This window comes from Actinopolymorpha rutila, assembly GCF_013407855.1.
In the GTDB taxonomy this organism is placed as follows: domain Bacteria; phylum Actinomycetota; class Actinomycetes; order Propionibacteriales; family Actinopolymorphaceae; genus Actinopolymorpha; species Actinopolymorpha rutila.
Genome location: NZ_JACBZH010000001.1, coordinates 220,321 through 242,456, shown reverse-complemented (window position 1 = coordinate 242,456; position 22,136 = coordinate 220,321). Strand labels below are relative to the sequence as shown.

Annotated in this window: 19 protein-coding genes; 10 read left to right on the top strand and 9 right to left on the bottom strand. The window is 71.1% G+C overall.

The window, feature by feature from the left end:
* Positions 1 to 56: 56 nt before the first annotated feature.
* The 5 genes from F4554_RS01050 to F4554_RS01030 form a co-directional block, all read right to left on the bottom strand.
* Positions 57 to 668 (bottom strand): D-sedoheptulose-7-phosphate isomerase, encoded by a 612-nt coding sequence (locus F4554_RS01050; protein ID WP_179785616.1) that lies wholly within the window; start codon positions 666 to 668, stop codon positions 57 to 59.
* Complete coding sequence (locus F4554_RS01045; RefSeq protein WP_179785615.1) at positions 661 to 3,243, bottom strand: alpha-mannosidase; 2,583 nt, start codon at positions 3,241 to 3,243, stop codon at positions 661 to 663. The genes F4554_RS01050 and F4554_RS01045 overlap by 8 nt, the downstream gene beginning before the upstream one ends.
* Before the next feature lie 93 nt (positions 3,244 to 3,336).
* The gene (locus F4554_RS01040; RefSeq protein WP_337795819.1) at positions 3,337 to 4,494 is read right to left on the bottom strand and encodes a LacI family DNA-binding transcriptional regulator; all 1,158 of its coding nucleotides are present in this window, start codon (positions 4,492 to 4,494) and stop codon (positions 3,337 to 3,339) included.
* Between the two features lie 119 nt (positions 4,495 to 4,613).
* On the bottom strand, positions 4,614 to 5,609 hold the full coding sequence (locus F4554_RS01035; protein WP_179785614.1) for a helix-turn-helix domain-containing protein: 996 nt from the start codon (positions 5,607 to 5,609) through the stop codon (positions 4,614 to 4,616).
* On the bottom strand, positions 5,606 to 6,385 hold the full coding sequence (locus F4554_RS01030; protein WP_179785613.1) for a phytanoyl-CoA dioxygenase family protein: 780 nt from the start codon (positions 6,383 to 6,385) through the stop codon (positions 5,606 to 5,608). The genes F4554_RS01035 and F4554_RS01030 overlap by 4 nt, the downstream gene beginning before the upstream one ends.
* Before the next feature lie 250 nt (positions 6,386 to 6,635).
* On the opposite strand from F4554_RS01030, the gene F4554_RS01025 reads away from it, so the two are divergent.
* Complete coding sequence (locus F4554_RS01025; RefSeq protein WP_179785612.1) at positions 6,636 to 7,535, top strand: hypothetical protein; 900 nt, start codon at positions 6,636 to 6,638, stop codon at positions 7,533 to 7,535.
* On the top strand, positions 7,532 to 8,413 hold the full coding sequence (locus F4554_RS01020) for a carbohydrate kinase family protein (RefSeq protein WP_179785611.1): 882 nt from the start codon (positions 7,532 to 7,534) through the stop codon (positions 8,411 to 8,413). Before F4554_RS01025 ends, F4554_RS01020 begins: the two co-directional genes overlap by 4 nt.
* Here the strand turns inward: F4554_RS01020 and F4554_RS01015 are convergent.
* Entirely contained in the window at positions 8,397 to 9,023 is a 627-nt protein-coding gene (locus tag F4554_RS01015) for a flavin reductase family protein (protein WP_179785610.1), read from the bottom strand. The two genes, F4554_RS01020 and F4554_RS01015, sit on opposite strands and share 17 nt — an antisense overlap.
* Positions 9,024 to 9,088: 65 nt before the next feature.
* Here F4554_RS01015 and F4554_RS01010 point away from each other — a divergent pair, with 65 nt between their 5' ends.
* The 5 genes from F4554_RS01010 to F4554_RS00990 all read left to right on the top strand — a co-directional run bounded on the left by F4554_RS01010 (position 9,089) and on the right by F4554_RS00990 (position 16,019).
* Positions 9,089 to 9,778, top strand: coding sequence for a winged helix-turn-helix domain-containing protein (locus F4554_RS01010; protein WP_179785609.1), 690 nt, complete (start codon positions 9,089 to 9,091; stop codon positions 9,776 to 9,778).
* A gap of 224 nt (positions 9,779 to 10,002) precedes the next feature.
* Complete coding sequence (locus tag F4554_RS01005; RefSeq protein ID WP_179785608.1) at positions 10,003 to 12,216, top strand: anthranilate synthase component I; 2,214 nt, start codon at positions 10,003 to 10,005, stop codon at positions 12,214 to 12,216.
* A 343-nt stretch (positions 12,217 to 12,559) separates the two neighbouring features.
* Positions 12,560 to 13,474, top strand: coding sequence for an aminoglycoside phosphotransferase family protein (locus F4554_RS01000; protein WP_179785607.1), 915 nt, complete (start codon positions 12,560 to 12,562; stop codon positions 13,472 to 13,474).
* A 169-nt stretch (positions 13,475 to 13,643) separates the two neighbouring features.
* Positions 13,644 to 15,434 (top strand): HNH endonuclease signature motif containing protein, encoded by a 1,791-nt coding sequence (locus F4554_RS00995; RefSeq protein ID WP_179785606.1) that lies wholly within the window; start codon positions 13,644 to 13,646, stop codon positions 15,432 to 15,434.
* 30 nt (positions 15,435 to 15,464) lie between these two features.
* Complete coding sequence (locus tag F4554_RS00990) at positions 15,465 to 16,019, top strand: YciI family protein (protein ID WP_179785605.1); 555 nt, start codon at positions 15,465 to 15,467, stop codon at positions 16,017 to 16,019.
* 8 nt (positions 16,020 to 16,027) lie between these two features.
* Here F4554_RS00990 and F4554_RS00985 read toward each other — a convergent pair whose 3' ends face one another.
* Positions 16,028 to 16,600, bottom strand: coding sequence for a TetR/AcrR family transcriptional regulator (locus tag F4554_RS00985; protein ID WP_179785604.1), 573 nt, complete (start codon positions 16,598 to 16,600; stop codon positions 16,028 to 16,030).
* Between the two features lie 87 nt (positions 16,601 to 16,687).
* Between F4554_RS00985 and F4554_RS00980 the strand changes: the two genes are divergently transcribed.
* Together F4554_RS00980 and F4554_RS00975 are read left to right on the top strand one after the other, a co-directional pair.
* Positions 16,688 to 17,059: a DUF4267 domain-containing protein gene (locus F4554_RS00980; protein WP_179785603.1), complete on the top strand. Its 372-nt coding sequence runs from the start codon at positions 16,688 to 16,690 to the stop codon at positions 17,057 to 17,059.
* Positions 17,060 to 17,138: 79 nt separating this feature from the next.
* Positions 17,139 to 17,642, top strand: coding sequence for a cupin domain-containing protein (locus F4554_RS00975; RefSeq protein ID WP_179785602.1), 504 nt, complete (start codon positions 17,139 to 17,141; stop codon positions 17,640 to 17,642).
* A gap of 16 nt (positions 17,643 to 17,658) precedes the next feature.
* On the opposite strand, the gene F4554_RS00970 is transcribed toward F4554_RS00975, so the two are convergent.
* Positions 17,659 to 18,651 carry an ornithine cyclodeaminase family protein gene (locus tag F4554_RS00970; RefSeq protein ID WP_179785601.1) on the bottom strand — a complete coding sequence of 331 codons (993 nt, stop codon included), beginning with the start codon at positions 18,649 to 18,651 and terminating at the stop codon, positions 17,659 to 17,661.
* Positions 18,652 to 18,823: 172 nt separating this feature from the next.
* Between F4554_RS00970 and F4554_RS00965 the strand changes: the two genes are divergently transcribed.
* Positions 18,824 to 21,805 (top strand): FAD-linked oxidase C-terminal domain-containing protein, encoded by a 2,982-nt coding sequence (locus F4554_RS00965; protein ID WP_179785600.1) that lies wholly within the window; start codon positions 18,824 to 18,826, stop codon positions 21,803 to 21,805.
* A gap of 81 nt (positions 21,806 to 21,886) precedes the next feature.
* Here F4554_RS00965 and F4554_RS00960 read toward each other — a convergent pair whose 3' ends face one another.
* Positions 21,887 to 22,072, bottom strand: coding sequence for a hypothetical protein (locus F4554_RS00960; protein ID WP_179785599.1), 186 nt, complete (start codon positions 22,070 to 22,072; stop codon positions 21,887 to 21,889).
* Positions 22,073 to 22,136 lie beyond the last annotated feature (64 nt).

Genomic DNA, 22,136 nt, shown 5'->3' with positions numbered 1-22,136 from the left:
CCCTTCATGCCCTGGCCGCCTCGGCACCGGGGATGCACGTCAAGCGGGCGTTGCTGTCAACTCGTCGTTGCGGCCTGCAGGGCGACGCCGCGCTCGTCGGTCTCGCCCGCGGCCCACGCGTCCACCCATTCGCTGACCAGGTGCAGCAGGAGCAGGTGCATCTCCTGCGTACGCGCGGTCGTGCTCGACGGGACCAGCAGGGACACGTCGGCGTGCTCGGCCGCCTTCCCGCCCGAGCCGGCGGCGAAGAGCACCGTCCGGGCACCCGCCTCGCGCGCGGCGGCCAGCCCGGCGACGACGTTCGCGGACATACCGCTGGTGGTGAACCCCGCGACCACGTCGCCTGGCCGGGCCAGCGCGGTGGCCTGCCGGGCGAACACGTCGTCGAAGCTGTAGTCGTTGCCGATGCAGGTCACCACGGACGGGTCGACGCTCAGCGCCACGGCGGGCAGCGGACGGCGTTCGCGCTTGTAGCGGCCGATCAGCTCCGCGGCAAGGTGCTGTGCGTCGGCGGCGCTGCCGCCGTTGCCGAACGTGTAGAGCCGTCCCCCGGCCGCGAACGTCGTACACAGCAACTCGCCGAGCTCACCGACCCGCGCCAGCAGGGGTTCGACCGCCCGCGCGGTGTCCACGTGGTCGGCCAACTGACGGGCCAGAAGGTCATGCATCACCGGAAACTCCCTCGTCGGTGGCCGGCTCGCTCGCGGGCTCGGTGGCAGGCTCGGTCGCGGCGAGCGGGTCCTCGAGCAGGTCGGTCTCCACGACCGGCCGGTCGGGATCGAACGGCACGAGGAACGATTTGATCTCGTGCGGGCCGAAGGTCGCGCTGACCGTACGCCCGGCCAAGCCGAGGTCCAGGCTCCACGTGGCCGGCACCCCGGCCGACTCGTACGCCCGGACGACCAGGGCGTCACCGTCCTCGGCGCGCTTCAGCACGGTCGTGACCACGGAGCCGCCGGCGCCGTCCGAGCCTCCACCCACACCCTCCACGGCGAACGACGCCGTCGCCGGCCGCGGGCCCGGGTGGAACGACTCGTACGCCGGCTGGGCGGGTTCGGCGAGCTCCGCCGCCAGCCGGACGACTCCGGCATCGCGCCAGTCACCCGCGTGCGGCACCAGGAGGTACCGGAACGTCTGCCGGCCCTGGTCCTGGTAGCTGTAGAGACCGTCAGGTTCAAGTTGACGCGGCTCGTGCCAGGCGTAGACCGGGCTGCGCGCCGCGGTGATGCCGATGTCGGCGCCGCTGACGTCGTAGGCCGACTTGGCGTCGTTGACGACGGTGAGCCCGGCCCGGGTGCCGTTCGCGAGGGTGCCGCTCACGTCCACCCAGGACTGGCCGGGTTCCTCCGCGCCGTCGGCGGGCCGGGTGAGGTGGCCGTACGGAATCTCGTACGTCGCGGAGGGTTCACGCAGGCCGACCGGGAACCGCAATTTCAGCAGCCGGAGCATCTCCTGCCAGTTCAGGTCGACCCGCACCTCCAGGTGCCGGGCGTCCGCACCGAGGATGATCTCCTCGACCAGCTTGGAGTTCCCGTACGTGCTCTCCACCCGGACGACGGTGCGTACCGGCCCGCTCTCCACGATCCGCGCCGACGTGCAGGTGAACGGCGTACCCGGGCCGGCATAGGACACCACGCGGTGACCCCAGGTGTCGGTGGGGTCCTCGGTGACCACGGTGTGCGGCGCGTCCACGCCGGCATCCCCGTCCAAGCCGGCCATCAGGTCGGCGCCGGTCTCCTTGTCCAGCAGGGTGAGCAGCCACCCGGTCGTCGGGTCGACCTCTGCCCGCAGGTGGGCGTTCTCCAGCACCGGCGCGGACGCGGCGTCGGTGACCGCCACCTCGGAGGCGCGATCGCCAACGGACACAGGCGCCTGCGCACCCGGCCGGATCCAGTACAGCCGATGTCCCAACGGGGGAAGGTCTGCCGGGAACGCCACCCGCTTCGGATTCGAGGTGGTGGCCAGTGCGCGGGTGGACTGGGACGGCACCGGCCGGCCCGTGTCGTCCTCCACCCACGGACGCTCGATGGCCAGGCCGAACTCGCACTCCACGTCGGCACGGACCCGCCACGGGTGCGGGTTGAACACCAGCACCGGCTGGGTGCCCTCACGGAACGGGATGTCGGTGTCGCGCGCCAGCGTCTGCAAGGCGAGGTTGACAGTACGCCGGGCGATGGACCGGGCCTCGCCGAGCTGGTCGCGGGCGTCGTCGTAGGCAGGCTCGATCGACGTACCGGGAAGGATGTCGTGGAACTGGTTGAACAGCACCTGCTTCCACGCGTGGGTGAGCGCCTCGTGCGGGTAGGGCGTACCGGCGACGGCCGAGGCCACGCTCGCCCAGCGTTCGGCCACCACCAGCGCGTGCTCGGCGGACCGCATCCACGCCTTGATGCCGGAGTGCGCGGCGTAGCAGCCGGCGGCATGGTGCTGGAGGTCGCCGCGCCACACGGGTAGCTCCACCCCGGAGGCGAGCACGTCCTCGACGTAGGCGGGCGGGCTGGACAGCCGGAGTTCGCCGTACGCGCCGAGCCGGTCCAGCCGGTGCACGCTGTCGATGTTGTCCTTGGTGGGCCCGCCGCCGTGGTTGCCGACGCCGTAGAAGACCATCGCCGTGCCGAGTCCGGGCGGGAGCTGGGCCATCGCCTTGTCGGTGTGGTAGGCGATGTCGGCGCGCGGGCTGCAGTACTCGTGCGGGATGCGGTAGGCCAGCACCCGGGACCCGTCGGCCGCCTCCCACCAGAACGGGTTGCCGGGCAGCTCCGCCTCGTGCGGGCCCGGACGCAGGAAGCAGTAGGCCTCCAGGCCCTGCTTGCGCAGGATCTGCGGGAGCGTCGCGTTGTGGCCGAACGGGTCGGCGTTCAGCCCGACCGTCGCGGAGACGCCGAACTTCTCCCGCAGGTAACGCTGGCCGAGCAGGCCCTGGCGTACGAACGACTCACCGGTGGGAACGTTGCAGTCGGGTTCGACCCACCAGCCACCGACGTTGACCCAGCGCCCGTCCGCGACCCGCTTGCGGATCTCCTCGAACAACGCGGGGTCGGCCTCCTCCACGAAGGCGAGCAACGCCACCTGGTCACAGGTGAAGACGAAGTCGGGGTACTCCGCCATCCGGTGGATCGCCGACCAGAACGTCGACCGCGCCTCCTGGAACCCCTCCGGCCACTGCCACAGCCACACCGGGTCGATGTGGGCGTTGCCGATCATGTGCAGGAGCCGCGCGGGGGCGGCCGCTGGTCGAGACATCGGTGGGTGACTCCCTCTGGGGCTGTCCTGGCCGTGCGGTCGCTGCGGCTGGCATCGTTCCCACACGAACGTAGAGGGGCTCCACGATCTACGTCAACGCGCCGACCGGACGCCCTCGGACCCCTTCACGGGCGTACGCCGACGGCCCAGCCGAGCGGTGGATCCGCGTACGATCAGCGGGCAGTCCAGCCGGGTGGTGCGCGGGCGACCGGGTTTGGCCATTCGGCTCAGCAGCAGCCGGGCGGCCCGGGCACCCAGCTCCACCGACGGCTGCGCGACGGTGGTGATGCCGGGGCTCACCATGCTCATCCAGGGCGAGTCGTCGAACGCCACGAACGACAGGTCGTCGGGGATGCGCAGGCCGAGCCTGGCCGACTGCCGCCAGACCGCCTCCGCCACCACGTTGTTGGCCGCGAACACCGCCGTCGGCGGACGCCGGCGCGACAGCAGCTCGCCCACCTTGTCCTCGATCTGGTCGGGGTCGAAGCCCACCGCCTCCACGCCGTCGGCCGGCACCTCCCTGCCCGCGGCCGCCCAGGCCTGGTGGTAGCCCTTGATCCGGCCGGCGCTCGTCGTCCACCCGGTCTCGTTGACCAGCAGGGCGATCCGCCGGTGGCCGAGCCCGAGCAGGTGCTCGGTGAGCTCGCGTGCGCCGGTGACGTTGTCGACCAGGACCGCGTCGCACTCGCCCCGGCAGAACTGCCGGTCGATCTCGACGAGGGGTACGCCGTGCCGGGCGACAAGCTGGCTGACCGCCGCAGACACCGGCGTGACCAGCACCCCGGCGACCCGCATCGCGAGCACCGTACGGGCCGCGGCCACCTCCTCGGGGTCACTGCCGGTGTCGTCGACCAGCACGATCGTGTAGCCCTCGTCCCGCAGCACCGAACTCGCCCCCGCGGCGACCTCGGCGTAGAAGCGGTTGCGCAGATCGGACACCAGCAGGCCGACGGCGGGGGTGTGCCGGGCCTTCAGGCTGCGGGCGTTGCCGTCGGGCACGTAGCCGAGTTCCTCCGCCGCGAGCAGGATGCGTTCGCGGGCGGCGGGTGCGACGTACCCACGGCCGGTGAGCCCGCGCGAGGCCGTCGAGCGGGACACCCCTGCCCGCTGGGCGACGTCGGCCAGCGTCGCCCGCGCCGGTGCGTCGGGGATGACCGGTGGCGTGGGCACGGCCGGCGCGGTGGCGCTCGGGACGGCGGACGGGGCGACCTCCAACGCGGCGGCATCGGCGCGTTGACGCGACTGGGGCACAAAACCTCCAGAGGGAGCGGGTGGCCGCAGGTGGACGCCCTCCCACGTCGCTCCGCAGCCGGAAAATGCCGACATCTCGGCATGGACTACCGGACGGTAGTCATCGGCTCGATGAAGCGTCAACGTTCGGTGACCGACGGCGGCGTGTTTGTGGACGGCCGGTCCCCCAGTTGGGCGGTGCCGCCGCCGTCCCGGAAGGCACCCGGCGCGACTCCCCAGTGCCGGCGGAACGCGGTCGTGAAGTGACGGACATCGGGGTAACCGCACGCCCGGGCGACTTCGGCGATGGCGGTGTGCTCACCGTCGGCGGAGCGTTCGAGCAGCCGCTGGGCGGCGATCTCCAGCCGGAGCCGGGTGAGGTAGGCGTGCACGGTCGTGCCCGTGTGCGCCCGGAACAACCGGCTCACCTGCCGTTCGCCCAGGTGCACCTGGGCGGCGACGTCGCGGACGGCCACCGCCCGGTCGTAGTTGTCCTGCAGGTAGCGCACCATCGTGGCGGCGGTCCGCTCGTCACGGCCGGCCGAGTCCGCGACGAGCCGCGGGCGCAGGTCGGGTTCGTCCACCACGGCCCGCGCCGTCTCAACCACCAGGGCGCCGGCCAGCGCGGACAACAGTTGGTCGTACGCCGGACCGGGTGCGGCGGCCTCGGCGGCGAGCAGGCCGAGGACCGCCGGGATCCGATCCGGCGCCTGGGACAGCACCCGCGTACCCGGCGCCGCGAACAGGTCCAGCACCTCGCGCCCCTCGGTCCCCTCCGGGTTCGGCCTGGGCCGGCGGCTGCGGGCGGTGCGGGTTGGCACCAGCGTGTACGACCAGTAGTGGATGCACAGCGGATCCGTGGTGTCGGACACGATCTCGTGCACGTCGCCGGGACGCGCGACGAAGAGCGTCCCCGGGCCGACGACGTACTCCTGCTCACCGGTCCGGAAGACGCCCGTGCCTGCATAGGCGTAACAGATCTCGAAGAACGAGTGCGTGTGCAGGTAGTTCCGCCACGGCCGTGGCTCGTAGTAGCCCCAGTACAGGAACTCCGCGCGGTGCCCGGCCACGTCTACGCCGACGCGGGCGGCGGTCAGCGACGCGAGCGCCCGCCCGTTCGCCGGCGGGCCGCTCACATCGCTGCCGCGGCCGCGCCCCGCGAGGTCGGGTCGACGCCGCGCAGGATCATGCCCTGGCCGAGCGAGTGGGTGTGCAGGTCCTCGGTCGGCGGGTCGGCCGGGTCGCGGTACTGCACCAGCAGCGTCGTACGTGCCTCGGAGGTGGTGTTCACGCCCGAGCCGTGCACCGTGAAGTAGGTGAAGAACAGCACGTCGCCTGCCTCCGCCTCGCACGGCACCGCCTTGTCCAGCGGCCACTGCGAGAACGGCAGATGCCAGCTCCCCTCCGACTGGTGAGCGAGCGGGCCGTCGCGATGGCTGCCCGGCACCACGCGTACGCAGCCCTTCTCCAGCGGGGCGTCGTCGAAGTGGAAGATCGCCGCACCCACCGAGTGCTTCGCGTGCGGGAAGAACGGGTGGTCCTGGTGCATCGGGAACGGCGAACCCTTCTCCGGTGGCTTCACGAACAGCTTGGTGTGGTGCAGCTGGACGTTCGGCGTACCCATCACCGCGGCGGCGACGTCGGTGAAGCGCGGGTCGACCAGCAGTTTCGAGAACGCCGCGGCGTGGAACTGCACGTCGTGACAGTGCTTCAGCTCGGTACGCTCCCCCATGCCGAGCTGCCGGGCGCTTTCCCAGGTCGGGTCGGCGTCGCGGTTCAGGCGTTCGATCAGCGCGTGGCTCTCCTCGCGGTAGGCCTGCGCCTCCGCCTTGTCGAGCAGGCCCTTGACGAGCACGTAGCCGTGTTCGGCGTACGCGGCGGCGTGGGACGCGAGCTGGGACTCGTCCACCATGGGGATCCTCCTGCGGTTCGGGTGTACGTGCGAATCGGCGACGCGTTCGACGGTAGGCGTCACCCGCACGGCACCCGCAGGGCCTGGACGGACATCCTTGTTGAAAAACCGGACACGCCGCGACCAGCTCGCCGGTCCCGGCCACCCGTTTGACCTGCCTGTCACCGCTCTGGTTCGGTCGGTTCGGAGAACCTTGCGAACGACTCTGTGGGACCGACTGTGGGAACGATCCCAGGACTGTGAGGCATCGATGCCGGATCCCGGCCTGCGCGGGCTCGCCCGCCCCGACGGAACATTCGTGATGGTCGCGATGGACCAGCGGGAGTCGCTGCGCGGCATGCTGGCCCAGACGTCGGGCCGCACCCCGGACACGGTGCCGGACAAGGAGCTTCGCGAGTTCAAGCAGGACGTCGCGGTCGCGCTGGGTCCGGAGGCATCAGGGTTCCTCGCCGACCCGGAGTTCGGTGCGGACATCCTCGCCGGCAAGCCGTCGCCGGGTCCGGACACCGGGCGGATCGTCGCCGCCGACCGGTTGTCGAGCCGCCCCGGTGAAGTGGTCGGGGACGCGGTGTTCGACCGGACGCTGGACCTTCCGGGGTACGCCGGGCAGGGGGCTGTCGCCGCGAAGTTGCTGGTCGTGTGGCGCGAGGACGATCGGATCGGCGAACGGGTGGCCGACGCCGCCCGGTTCGTCGCAACGTGCCGGGACGCGGGGATGCCGAGCATCGTCGAGGGTGTCGTACGCCCGACCGAGGACCAGCAGGCGAGCGGCTCGTTCGACCGGGAGGCGACGCTGCTGCGGTGCGCACGGGAGCTGGGCGCGGTCGAGCCCTCGCTGTACAAGGCGGAGGTTCCGTACTTCGGCCGGGGCGACGCCGACCGGATCACCGCCGCCGCGGCCGAGCTCACCGCCTCCATCGCCTGTCCCTGGGTGGTGCTGTCCTCCCACGTCGAACGCGGCGACTTCCCGGGCGCGGTGGCGGCGTGCTGCCGGGGCGGCGCCTCCGGGATGCTCGCCGGCCGGGCCCTGTGGACGAACGCGCTGCCGGCCGCGGACCGGACGCGGCTGCTGCGTGAGGAGTCCGTGCCGTACCTCCGCGAACTCGCCGCGATCGTGGCCGCGAACGCCCGCCCCTGGACGGACGCATGAGCCGGCTGGTCTTCGTCGGTTCGGTCAACGACGACGCGATCGCGGTCGTACCCCATCTACCGGGGCCGGACCAGCGGCTGCTGGCCGAGGCGCTCGTCCACGCAGGCGGCGGCAACTCCGCCACCGCTGCGGTGGCCGCGGCCCGGCTCGGCGGGGACGTCGCGTTCGTCGGGCCGATCGCCGACGACCCGACCGGGGAGCGCATCGTCGCGGACCTGACCCGCGAGGGCGTCGACGTGTCCGGCGTCGTTCCCGTACCCGCCGGCGCCGGCGGCGCGAGCGTCGTCCTGGTCGACCGGTCGTCGGGTACGCGGGCCATCTGCACCCGCCCGCTGCCGGCGTTCGAGCTCGGGCCGCGCGCGCGGGACCTCGTGGCGGCCGCCGCCTGGGTACACCTGGACCACCTGGGCTGGCCGGCGACCCGTGACGTGCTGGTGCCCGATGGGCCGAGGGTGTCGGTGGACGCGGGCAACCCGATCCCGGGTTTCCACCCGCGCGGCGTGCACCTCTACGGCCCGACGGTCGACCGGCTGCGCCTGACGTACGGCGAACAACCGGTGGGCGCACTGCTGGAACGCGCCCGGGACGACGGCGCCGGGCTCGTCGTCGCCACCGCCGGCGCCGACGGCGCGCACCTGCTGCCCGCGAGCGGTGAGCCGGTGCACGTGCCCGGCTTCGCCGTCGAGGTGGTGAGCACGCTGGGGGCGGGCGACGTCTTCCACGGCGCATTGCTGCTCGCCGTGGACCGCGGCCTGGACCTTCCGGACGCCGTACGGTACGCCAACGGCGCGGCGGCCCTGGCCTGCCGGGCGATCGACGGCCGCTCGGGTGTTCCGACCCACGACGAGCTGACCGCGTTCCTTACGTCTCGGCCTTGAACGTCCGCCCGAGCCGCGACCCCGTACCGAAGTAGTGCCGGAACACGTACAGCAGCGGCTGCCACCGGCCGGTGTCCACGTGGCTGGTCCCCGGGACGGTGATGCCGTCGGCGGCGTGTATCCGGCGGACGAGCGTCTCCACGATCCGGAAGCCGCCCTCGGTACCCGGCGTGATCGAGACGACCTCGGCCTCGAGGTGCAGGGCGCACTCGGCGATGCGCGGCGGGCGCACCGTCTCGGCTGGCAGCGGGGTGAGCCCGGCCGCGCCGAACTTGTCCGGCTCGTGGCGGTACTTGCCGGCCTTCGCAGCCGGGACCGGGTGGCGGCCGGTCAGCGGAGCCAGCCGTTCCACGCGTTCCCACAGGTCCGCCGACGGGAGGTTGAGGACGCACTCGCGTTCGCGCTCGAGATTGGGGACCGCCTGACCGGAGTCGCCCAGGCCCAGGACGACGGTCGAGCCGAGAGCCCACGCCGACGACATCGGCGTGATGTTCGCCGATCCGTCCGGATTGCGGGTGGTGACCAGGACGACGGGGGTGCCGAAGTACAGGACGGAGGGCGTGATCGTCCGGTGGGCGGACGTTGCGAGCTGGGTCGACTGGACGGACATGCCCCGGACGCTAGGGCCGGGTCTGTTCGGGCTGGGCCGAAACGAGCCGTGGGTACCGTGGCGGCATGCCCGCCGAAGTGGACCTCGCCCGGATCGCCGGCCTGCTCGCCGACCGCAGCCGCGCGGCCATGCTGCTGGCGATGTTCGACGGACGGGCCTGGACCGCGAGCGAGCTCGCCCGGGCCGCCGAGATCGCCCCCTCGACCGCGAGCGAACACCTCGGCCGGCTGGTCACCGGCGGACTGGCGACGGTCGTGCGGCAGGGCCGGCACCGGTACTTCCGGCTGGCGGGGACCGAGATCGCCGAGGCGATCGAACCACTGCTGCAGATCGCGCCGCCGACGCCGGTCACCAGCCTGCGCGCCGCCTCCCGCGGCCGGGCGCTCGCGGCCGGGCGTACCTGCTACGACCACCTCGCCGGACGGGCCGGTGTAGCACTGGCCGACGCGCTGCGCGCCCGCGACCTCCTCACCGACGACCCGGCGCTCACTCCGGCGGGCCGGGACGCGCTCACCGAGTTCGGCGTCGACGTGGCCGGGCTGGCCCGCGCTCGCCGTCCGCTCGTCCGCGACTGCCTGGACTGGACCGAACGCCGCACCCACCTCGCCGGTGCGGTGGGCGCGGCCCTGACCGAGCGGCTGTTCGTGCTGGAGTGGCTCACCCGGGTGGGCAGTGGCCGCGGTGTCCGGGTGACCGAGGCCGGCGAGGAAGGGTTGCGTACGACGTTCGACATGGCGCTTCCCGAGGTCGCCTGAGGATTCACTGTCTCCGGCGTCCAGCATGGGTTAGTCTTCCGGACATGCAAAGTCACGTGCTGCAGTGGTGGTGGCGCCTCCTTCCGGCGGCCGCCACGACCTGCGCATCCTGACGCATCTCCCAGCGACGACCGCCCTCACCGGCGGTCGTTTTTCGTTGTCCGGCACGTAGGACGCGGACACCTGGCCATCGGTGCGGGCCCCCGCCCGAAAGGCCGACCGACGTGCTCGAAACACCCAAGCCCACCACGATTTCCTACGTCACCGCCGGTGGCGTCACCGTCGTCCGCACCGACTCTCCCGTCGAGGAGAGCGTCCTCACCGGTCTGGTCGCCGACCTCGACCTCCGCCGTGGCGCGGTGTTGTCGTCCGGTGTCGACTATCCGGGCCGCTACAGCCGTTGGCACCTCGGTTACGTCGACCCGCCGATCGAACTCGTCGCGTACGGCCGGCGGATCGAGGCGCGCGCACTCAACGAACGCGGCCTTGTCCTGCTGCCCGTGGTGGCCGCCGCGATGGCCGGGACCGGGGAGGTCGTACGCGACGAGGAGTCCTGCTTCGGGGTCGACGTCCCCGAGTCGGCCGAGTCCTTCGCCGAGGAGGAGCGCAGCCGGCAGTCGACCGTCTTCACCGCGCTGCGGGCGGTGGTCGCGGCGTTCGCGAGTACGGTCGACCCGCACCTCGGCTTGTACGGCGCGTACGGCTACGACCTGGCGTTCCAGTTCGAGCCGGTTCGCCTACGGCACGACCGCTCGGCCGACCCGCACCGTGATCTCGTACTGCACCTGCCGGACCAGCTCGTCGTCGTGGACCGCAAGCGGGAGACGAGCATGCGGTACGCGTACGACTTCGAGGTGGGCGGACGGACGACGGCCGGTCTGGCGCGGCAGACCGGCCCCACGCCGCGACCCGAGGTCCGTCCGGTCCCCGCGCCGCCGGAACCCGGCCGCTACGCCGGGATCGTCCGCACCGCACGGGAACGCTTCAGACGTGGCGATCTGTTCGAGGTGACCCCGAGCCACGTGCTCAGCGGTCGCTGCGACTCACCGGCCGCCTTCTACGAACGCCTGCGCACGCAGAATCCCTCGCCGTACGAGTTCTTCTGCAACCTCGGCGAGGGCGAGTACCTCGTCGGCGCCTCGCCGGAGATGTACGTCCGCGTGACCGGCGACCGGGTGGAGACCTGCCCGATCGCCGGCACCATCCGTCGCGGCCGGGACGCACTGGAGGATGCCACCCAGATCGCGACGTTGCTCAACTCCACGAAGGACGAGAGCGAACTCACCATGTGCACCGACGTGGACCGCAACGACAAGGCACGAGTCTGCGTGCCCGGCAGCGTGCGGGTCATCGGCCGCCGTCAAGTCGAGCTTTACAGCCGGCTGATCCACACGGTGGACCACATCGAAGGCAGGCTGCGACCTGGTATGGACGCGTTCGACGCGTTCCTGACCCACATGTGGGCGGTCACCGTGACAGGCGCACCGAAGCAGTGGGCCATGCAGTTCATCGAGGACGCCGAGTCCGCTCCGAGGCGTTGGTACGGCGGCGCCGTCGGGTTCGTCGGCTTCGACGGATCGATGAACACCGGGCTGACTTTGCGTACCGCCCACGTCGAGAACTCGATCGCCAGCGTGCGTGCGGGTGCCACGCTGTTGTACGAATCCGACCCGGACGAGGAGGAACGCGAGACCCTGCTCAAGGCGCAAGCTCTCCTTGACACCATGTCCGAACCAGATCCGGGACCATCCGGGGGGGTTTACCGTCTCACCCCGAGCACGGACGAAGCCATCGGTGCCGGCGTGCGCGTCCTGCTGGTGGACCACCAGGACTCCTTCGTACACACGCTCGGCGACTACTTCCGCCAGCACGGTGCGGAGGTGGTGACGTTGCGGTACGGCTTTCCGGTCGAGCAACTGGACACGCTTGCACCCGATCTCGTGGTGCTGTCGCCGGGACCGGGCCGGCCGGCGGACTTCGACTGCGCACGCCTGCTGGCGGCGGTGGAGGAACGCGGACTTCCGGTGTTCGGCGTGTGCCTCGGCCTGCAGGCGATGGTGGAGTACGCCGGTGGGACGCTCGACCTGCTTCCCCGGCCCGCGCACGGCAAGCCAGGGCACGTGCGTGTGCTTTCCAGCGGGACCGCTCCGTCCGACGGTCTCCTTGCCGGGTTGGGTCCGTCGTTCACCGCCGGGAGGTACCACTCGCTGTACGCGACGCCGGAAAGCGTTCCCGGCTTCGAGGTCGTCGCGGTCACGGACGATCCGAGTGGTGCGCGGGTGGCGATGGCGATCGCAGACGACGTGCGGCGACGCTGGGCGGTGCAGTTTCACCCGGAATCGATTCTCAGCGCAACCGGACGCGCGGGCCATCAACTGGTGGCGAACGTGCTGCGACTGGCGCGCTCGTCCGTCCCGCGGGAGGTGGCACCTGCCTAGGGTCTGTCCTGTGGATCAGGGTCGATAAGTGAGCGGGTCATCCGTGCCCGGTCGGCAAGGCGGAGGAGGAGTCGCGTAGCGGTGTTCTACGCGCGACGACGACAACGCGGCCGGGCGGGATGCGGGGGCACGCGAGCCGGCCATGATCCGCAGGACGCGCGCGTTCACGAGCCCACGAGCCTTGCAGGACAACGACTTCCGGGGCTGAGGCGACCGACCGAGCGAAACGCGGCGTGACGCCCATCATGTCGCCTGGACGGTGGTAGACACTCCTTCCCCTAAGATCGCCTACGGGGAAGTCCGTCTGTTCAAGTACGAGTTAGGCAGACCAAGGGGCTGATGCATGACGACTGCGCTTCGAATTCCGGATCGGTTGGCGCACACCGTCGTCTCGGCGTTCGGCGATGTCGGACGCAACTGGCTGGCGCGACTGCCGAGTCTAGTCGCTGACGCGGCCTCTGCCTGGCAGCTGCATGTGGGCGCCCCGTTCGAGCCGGGCGGCAACGTCGGGTGGGTTGCTCCCGTACGTCGAGCGGACGGCGGCGACGCGGCGTTGAAGGTGGAGTGCCCGGGTCATCGCAATCCCTGGGCGGCAAAGGGCCTGCAACACTGGGCTGGTCGCGGAGCGGTGCGACTATTCGACTCCGACGAGGCGAGTCAGGTCTTGCTGCTCGAGCGGTGCGTGCCCGGCACGAACGGTGATGACCTCGACGTCGCGACCGGGAACGAAGTCGTTGCGTCAGTACTCGCCGAGTTACACGCAGTCGAACCTCCTGCAGAGGACGAGTTCGAGCCACTCGCGATGTTGGTGGAGCGCTCCCGCGAGACGATGTGGGACTGGTTCGATCGGTTCGAGCGGCCGGTGGATCGAGGCGTCGTCGAGCAGGCGGACGAGCTGTTCACGTCCCTGACCTCATCTTGTACGGACACGGTGTTGCTACACGGCGATCTTGGGCCGGGGAACGTGGTGCTCTCGGAGCGTGGATGGTTGGCGATCGATCCGTATCCGGTGCTGGGTGATCGCGCGTTCGACGTTGGGCACGATCTGTCGCGAGGACCGCGGCGTGACCTGCGTGACGCGCGGGAGCAGGTCGCCTTCTTTGCCGATCGTCTGGATCTTGATGCGCGACGCATCGCGGGCTGGACGTTCGCGTGCTGTGTGCACGTCGCGCTGGAGTGCAGGTCGGTCGGAGACGCGATGGGATTCCGCGAGAACCTCGACCGTACGGAACAGCTCTCATCGCAGCGCCTGGTGTAGCAAAGCTCAGGGATCTGGAAAGTGTGGCGTCTCGCTCGGGCAGAGGCGAACCGCCTAGTGGACCTGCTCCGGGTGCTGGCGTAGTCGGCGCAGAAATCCCTTCTCAACAAGGGGAATCCCGGCTGTGGACAACGGGCTGCTTGTCGGTGGTGGCCGATAGTATTCGCTCATGTCTTCGACCACCCAGGAGTCTCTCGGCAGCGGAGGCGGCGCACCGCCGCATCCGCTGCAGGGTGCTCTGGGTCTGGTCACCGCCGGCAACGACTCGGTGTTGTCGACGTCGGTGTTGTCGTTGACGGCCGAGCAGGCCGGCCCGGTGCTGGAGGTGCTGGGGCGGGAGATCGCCCGGCTGCACGCGGCCCAGCTGCAGGTGGTGCGTCAGGCCGAGGCGTGTGACGTCGGCAGGTTGACCGGTGCGCCGAACGCGACGGTCTATCTGCGGACGGCTCAGCGGATGAGTCAGCACGAGTCCTCCGCGGCCGTCGGTCTCGCCCGTGACTTGGACAAGGAGGTGCGGTTGACCGGGGAGGCGCTGGCGGCCGGTGTGGTGTCGGTGCGGCAGGCGCAGGTCATCGTCGACGCGATCAAGAAGCTCCCCGAGTATGTGGGCCTGGACGAACGTCACCAGGCCGAGGAGTTCCTGATCGCCAAAGCCAGGTTCGCCAACCCCGACGAGCTACGGGTGCTGGGCGAGAAACTGCTGGAGCGGATCGCGCCGGAAGAGTACGACCGGCGGATGCGGGAGGAACTGGAACGGAAGGACCGCAAGGCCGAGCAGAAGCGGTCCCTTCGCTACGTGCCGAACGGCATCCCGCAGTCGGAGTCGGTGCACATCACGCTGCCGGCGTGGGAGATGGAACTGCTCCGCAAGATCATCGAACCCCTCGCCGAACCCATCAAAGGAGCCGAGCCGGACCGGCGGCCCATCGACCAACGCCGCGGTGACGCGTTCGCCGAAGCCCTCGGCCTACTCGCCGCCGCCGCGACCGCACCCGTCCGCGGCGGCAGACCACCCCAGGTCGCGGTCACCATCCCGCTGGAAGCGATGCTGAAGGGCACCGGTGCGGGCTTCATCGACGACACCGCAACCATCATCCGGCCCAGACCCTGCACCTGCCCCTGCACAGACCCCAAATACGCCACCACCAAAAACGCCAAGGGCACCAAGACCGGCCAGGCCGGGGAGCCGAAGCCGGAGGAGGCAGAAGGCCAGAACGAAGGCCAAGCCGGTAAGGAGAAACGGCGATCACCTGGCACCGGCTCCCTCGCGGACGGGATACCCCCACCGCGAGCACCAGGGCAACGGCAGCACCCACAACCGAACACCGACCCCGAACCGGAACCCAGTACCGGAACGGACCCGACAACCGGACCGGTTCTGGGCGACGACGCCGAACCGGGAACCGGGCGGGGAGTTGACTCCGACCCGGGCGTGGACACCGGGCCGGGAGGTGACGCCGAACCCGAACAGGGTGCGGCGGGGTCGGAAGCTGCCCCGAACCCTATCGACCCCCACGACGGCTGCCCCACGTGTGGAGGCGGCGGGTCGGCCCGCTACCTCGGTACCGACGGCAAGCCGATCTCCGCCGCGACGGTGCGCCGGTTGGCGTGCGAGGCGGATTTGATCCCGGTCGTGCTGGGCGGGGACGGGCAGGTCCTCGACCTGGGCCGTTCCGACCGGTTCTTCAAAGAGCACCAGCGGCGTGCGCTGGCCATACGCGACGGGAGCCACTGCCACTTCCCCGGCTGCCAGATTCCGGAGCCGCGTTGCGTCACCCATCACATGACCGCCTGGGACCACGGCGGTCCGACGGACCTGGCGAACGGGGTGCTGCTGTGTCGCTTCCACCACGTCACCGTCCACCACAAAGGCTGGCTGGTGCGGATGGGCACCCACGGCCACCCCGAATACGTACCCCCGGAATGGACCGACCCCCAGCGGCGAGTTCTCCGGCCATAAAGCGCAGCACGGCGATCTAGGCTGACGGACGTGGAGTACTTCGTCTATGGTCGCGATCGCCCGGGCGCGTTCCCGCTCAAAATACGTCTGAGCAACGAGCACTGGGACTTCATGGACCAGTACGCCGATCGGCTGATCGCCCGCGGCCCCACGCTGACCCACCACGGCGAGGAGGCCGAGTCCACGGGCAGCCTGCACATCGTGGACCTCCCGGACGTACAAGCGGCCCGCGAGTTCGCCTACGAGGAGCCGTACTTCCGCGCGGGCGCGTTCGAGTCGGTACTGCTGTGCCGCTTCGACAACGTTCTCCGGCGCACCATGTGGGACTTCACCGAGGCCGTCGAGGGCTACGGCCGGTACCTCCTGATCGCCATGGACGGCGCCGACGCCGGGCCGCTCACCTCACCACAGTTGATCGTGTACGGCGGCCTGCTGACCCTCGACGGACACACCCGGCTCGGTCGGGCGGCCGCCGCGGAGGCACCGAACCCCGAAGCCGCGGCGGCCACGCTCCCCGCACGAGGCGATGGCCACACCGAGGTGCATCCCTGGCGCTTCGGCGGCAGGCCGGCACAGCATGACTAGCGCCGGTCCTACCCGGAGAACCGGCTGATCAGGGCGGCCATCCGCATGTCGTGATCCGCGGGGCGGAGCCGGCCGTTGCGCATCAGGGTGACCAGCCCGTGCAGTGCGCTCCAGAAGGTCTCGGCCAGGACCTCCGGACTCTCCTCACCCGCGAGCGGCCGCAACGTCTCACGGAGTTCGGCGAAACCCTGGTGCAGCGGAGCCGGCGCCTCCGGACTGGCGAACGGCAGGTCGACGGCGAGCGTGAACATCGCGTCGTACAGTGCCGGCCGGCGTTCGGCGAAAGCGGCGTACGCGGCCCCGACGTCGGCGAGGGCGTCCCGAGGACCCGACGCCGAAGTACGCGCGGTGTGGAGCTCGGCCGCGAGCTCGGCGAAGCCTTCCACCGCAACCGCCGCCATGATGGCGTTCTTGCCTTTGAAGTGGCTGTAGAGAACGGGCTGGCTGTACTCGATCTCGTCGGCGAGCCGCCGAGTGGTCACCGCGTCCCAGCCCTCCGACTCGGCCAGCTCACGTGCGGCCGTGACGATCAGGCGTTCCCGCTCGGCCCGCTCGCGTTCCCGGCGCTTCTGGATCGGCATACCGCGCAGGCTAGCACCGCTAGCCAATCTGTCGTCGGCATGCTAGCTTCACTCTCGAATCTAGCAGCGCTAGCAACGGAGTCTCTCGTGCTCACCTATCTCGCCTACGGGCTCGCCATCGTTCTCAACCTGTTCGTCGTCTTCATCGGCGCGCGATTCCTCCTGGTGCCTCGCGCGGCGGCGGCCGGCTACGGCGTCCCGGCCAAGCAGGACGGCGATCCGGCGTACCTCACCATCAAAGGGCTGCGCGACGGGACCTTCGGCATTCTCGGCCTCGCGCTGCTCGCGTTGGTGGGCGCGCAGGCCGAGGCGTGGTTCATGCTGGTGGTCGCCATCGTGCCGATCGGGGACACTCTGATCGTTCTCCGTCACGGCGGAAGCCGAGCGACCGCGTTCGGCATCCACTTCGCCACGGCCGTGGTCCTACTCGTCAGCGCCGCGCTCCTGTTCGCGGTCTGAGTGCCGCGACCCTCAACCCCGCAAGGCTTTCCGTACTCCTTGATCGACTCCCTGGAAACTCCTTGAAAGGACCGATCGCATGTCGCTGATCGCACCGAGCTTCGACAGTTCCGTGATCGTGCGCTCCGCGGACGCCGAGGTGGTCGGCCGCGCCCCGACCACGATCCGGCTGCTCGCGGACAGCAGTTCCACCGGTGGCGCGTTGTCGACCCAGCGAGTCAGCCTGGCCAACGGGGCGGACGGTGCGAAGCCGCACCACCATGCCAACTCGGCCGAGCTGTTCTACCTGCTGGACGGTACGGCCCAACTACTGTCCGGCGACCAGGTCGTCACCGCCGAGCGGGGCGACCTGGTCGTAGTGCCGCCCGGTCTCGCGCACGCCTTCGCCGCGGCGCCGGGTGAGGACGCCGACATCCTCATCGTCATCACCCCGGGCGTCGAGCGGTTCGACTACTTCCGCCACCTCGAACGCATCGCCTACGGAAAGGTGCCGCCGGAGAGCCTGCTGGAGGTCCAGGAGCTCTACGACACCTACTTCGCCACCAGCACGAGCTGGGAGGACGCCAGATCCGGGCGCTCCTGACGGTTCGCGGGTTCGCTCAGGCCAGCCAGTCGTACGACGTGCCGAGCCCTGTGGCGCGCGCCGCGTCGTAGGCGAGCCAGCTCAGCGCGAGGTCCTGCCAGGGCAGGCCGACCGGCGCGTACACGGTGACCTCCCCCGGCGCCGACCGACCGGCAACGCGTCCGGTCAGCAGCTCGCCAAGGGTCCCGGCAGCCTGGTCGTGACCGAGCCCGACGTTGCCCAGAGCGCCGGCGGCTACCGCCAGGTCGACGTCGTCGACGAACACCCGGGCGAGCCGGAGCAGGTCCGCCGTCAACTCCGCCTTGCCCGGCTCGTCGGCTCCGAGGGAGGTGAGGTGCGTGCCGGGTGCCACGTCCGTACGCGACAGCAGCGGCGACCGGGCCCAGGTGGCGAGCACGACGATCCCGCACCGCCGGGCCACCTCGGCCGCGTCGGCCGCGACCGCGACCTCCACCGCCCCACCGTCCGAGGTTGCCCCGTGAGCGTGTGCCTCGCCGAGAGCGCGGGCCCGCTCCGGATCCACGTCGTGCACGACCAGCCCGCGCACCGTTCGCAGAGCGGACAGCCCGCGGACCACGAGGTCGGCCTGCGCACCGGCGCCGACCACGCCCACCCGGTCGGCCTCCGGCCGGGCCAGCAGGTGCGTCCCGAGCGCGGCCGCCAGGCCGGTTCGCCACGCGGTGACGGTCGCTGAGTCCAAGACGGCCAGCAGGTCACCGGAGGCGAGGTCGTGCAGGCACACCAGGCCGCGCAGCGCCGGCCGCGCACCGGGGAACTTCGCGTTGACCTTCACGGTGTACGCCGGAACGCCCGGCACCAGGCCCGGCAACAGCGCGGTCGCCGTACCCGGCCCGGGCAGGTCCGTCCGCACCCTGCGCGGGGAGACGTCCTGCCCACCGGACTCCACCGCGCCAGACCCCTCCGCACCGAACCCCTGCCGCAGCGCGTCCAGACACGCGGGCACGTCGAGCAGTCGTTCCAGGTCGGAGCGGCCGAGCAGCAAGGTCACCGGACAAGTGCATCACAGGGGCTCGCCGGCAGCCGACACCGAAACCACCACCCGGGCCACCACCCGAACCGGCACAGAACCGGCACAGAACCGGCACCACGCGACGGCAGCACCCAATCCGGCGGCACCCCCTCGTCGTGACCGACCGAGCACCGCGTGGAAGGCTCGGACCGTGCAGAGTTCCGCCCAGACCCAGAACAGCGCGGCACGGCGGCCGAGGTCGGCGGGTGCCGGCGGCACCGGCGCCGACCTGGCCGAGTCGGTACGCCGTGAACTCGCGAAGGCCGTGCGCGGCGCGGTCCGGTTCGACGCCGGGTCCCGTGCGATGTTCTCCGCCGACGCCTCCAACTACCGCCACCTGCCGGTCGGGGTCGTGCAGCCGGTCGACGTGGACGACGTACTCGCCACCGTCGACGTGTGCCACCGGCTGGGCGTACCGCTGCTTCCGCGCGGCGCCGGCACCAGCATCGCCGGACAGGCGGTCAACACCGCGGTGGTGATGGACTTCAGCCGGCACCTCGACGCGATCGTGTCCGTCGACCCGGACCGGCGACGGGCCCGGGTGCAGCCCGGCGTGGTGCTGGACGACCTGCGCAAGGCGGCCGCGCCGTACGGTCTGACGTTCGGACCCGACCCGTCCACCCACAACCGCTGCACGCTCGGCGGCATGATCGGCAACAACGCCTGCGGCTCGCACTCGGTGGCCTGGGGCAAGACGGTCGACAACGTGGCCGAGCTCGACGTCGTACTCGCCGACGGCACTCGGCTCACCGCCGGTCCCACCAGCGAGGACGAGCTCGCCCGCCTGTGCGCGGACCCCGGCCGGACAGGACAGCTCTATCGCGACCTGCGCGCGGTCCGCGACACCTACGGCGACCTGGTGCGCACGGAGTTCCCCGACCTGACCCGCCGTGTCTCCGGCTACAACCTCGACCAGCTCCTGCCCGAGCAGGGCTTCCACCTCGCCCGGGCGCTGGTCGGCACCGAGGGCACCTGCGCGACGCTGCTCGAGGCGGAGGTGCAACTGGTCGAGTCGCCGCCGGTGCGGGCGCTGACCGTGCTGGGGTTCCCGGACCAGTTCGTGGCCGCCGACAACGTCGTACCGCTGCTCGATCTGCACCCGCTCACCATCGAGAGCGTCGACTCGAAGATCGTCGCCATCGTGCGTGCTCGCAACCCCTCCAACCCGGCGCTGGAGGCGCTGCCGGACGGCGGTGCCTGGCTTTACGTCGAGACGGGTGGTGAGTCGGTCGCCGAGGCCGAGGCCCGCGGCCGGGAGGTGGCCCGGGTGATGGCCGGCCACGGCGCGACCAGCGTGGTGGTCAGCGACCGCGGCCGGATGAAGGCGCTGTGGCGGGTACGCGAGGACGGCGCCGGCAGCACCACCCGGCTGCCCGACGGCAGCGAGGCGTACCCCGGCTGGGAGGACGCGGCGGTGCCGCCGCAGCGGCTCGGCGGCTACCTGCGCGGCTTCGACGCGCTGCTCGCCGAGCACGGGCGGCAGGGCATCTACTACGGCCACTTCGGCGACGGCTGCATCCACGTCCGGATCGACTTCGACCTGCTCACCAAGGACGGCGTGGCCGGGTTCCGGCGGTTCATGGAGGACGCGGCCGACCTGGTGACCTCGCACGGCGGCTCGTTGTCAGGCGAGCACGGCGACGGGCAGGCCCGGGCCGAACTCCTCGACCGGATGTATCCGCCGGCGATCCTCGGCGCGTTCGAGGACTTCCGTTCCGCCTGGGACCCGGCCGGCCTGATGAACCCGAAGCGAATCGTTTCGCCGGCGAAGCTGGACGAGGACCTGCGGGTGTTCGTCGCGCCGCCCACGATCCGAGCGGACACGACGCTGGCGTTCTCCCACGACGAGGACGGGTTCTTCGGGGCGACCCGGCGCTGCATGGGCGTGGGCAAGTGCCTGTCCGCCGACGGCGGGGTGATGTGCCCGAGCTACCGCGCCACCCGGGAGGAGAAGCACTCCACGCGGGGCCGCGCGCGGCTGCTGTTCGAGATGGCCAACGGCGAGGTGGTCAAGGACGGCTGGCGTTCTGCGGAGGTACGCGAGGCGCTGGACCTGTGCCTGTCCTGCAAGGGCTGCAAGACCGACTGCCCGGTCAACGTGGACATGGCGAGCTACAAGGCGGAGTTCCTCAGCCAGCACTACAAGGGCCGCGTGCGGCCGGCCTCGCACTACTCGATGGGCTTCCTGCCGCTGTGGCTACGGCTGGCCGCGCCGTTCGCCCGGCTGGTCAACGCGGCGACGAAGGTCCGGCCGCTGGCCGCGCTGGCCAAGCGGCTCGGCGGCATCGCTCCCGAACGCGACATCCCGGAGTTCGCGCCGACGACGTTCGTACGCCGCTTCCGTTCCCGTCAGGCGCCCTCGCTGCCGGCGGACGCGCCGCGGGTGCTGCTGTGGCCGGACTCGTTCACCAACGCGTTCGACCCCGACCTCGGCATGGACGCGGTGGCGGTGCTGGAGTCGCTCGGCTACCGGGTGGAGATCCCGGACAAGCCGGTGTGCTGCGGACTCACCTGGGTGTCGACCGGCCAACTGGGCACCGCCAAGCGGGTGTTGCGCCGGACGCTGCGCACCCTGCAACCCTGGCTTGACGCGGGCGTCCCCGTGGTGGGGCTGGAGCCGAGCTGCACCGCGTTGTTCCGCGGCGAACTGACCGACCTCCTGCCCGACGAACCGGCCGCGGCGACGCTCAAGGGGCAGACGCGCACACTCGCCGAGGTGCTGGCCGAGCACACCGACGACCTCGACGTACGCCGGCCGGGCCAGCGGGCGCTCGTCCAGGTGCACTGCCACCAGCACGCCGAACTCGGCTTCGTCGCCGACCGGAAAGTACTCGGCGCGCTCGGCGTGGAGGCGGAGGTGCTCGATTCCGGATGCTGCGGCCTGGCCGGCAACTTCGGTTTCGAGAAGGGCCACTACGAGGTGTCGATGGACTGCGCCGAGCGCAAGCTCCTACCGGCGGTGCGGGCAGCGGACTCCGACGTGGTGATGCTCGCGGACGGGTTCAGCTGCCGTACGCAGGTACGCCAGGCGGGCGAGCGCGAACCCGCCCACCTCGCCCAGTTGGCCGCCCGCGCCCTCGGCGTCGGCTCCGCCGCCCAGGACGCAGCGGGCCCGCCGAGCCCTGGCAGCTGAGTCAGCGCCGTGGCCCGACCCGGGCCAGGTCTGGTATGTCGATCTCCAGCGGCCACGGCTGCCGGGTGCTGAAGGTGTCGGTCACCGGAGCGTGCTCGAGGTAGTCCGCGCCGACGAGTTCGGGCGGATCACCAACTGGTGTCGCTTTGTCGGTGCCGGGTTGAGGACCAGTGCGCCGTACACCACCTCCGCGCGGAACTCCGCCGGTATCGCCTCGAGGTCGGCGGCGCTCCAGCGCGGCTTGTACGGCAGATGCGCGGCGGTCACCGGCCCTCCTGAGCAGACCCGGGCTCAACACGCCCGGCTCTCATCGGAGATGCCCGTACCGACC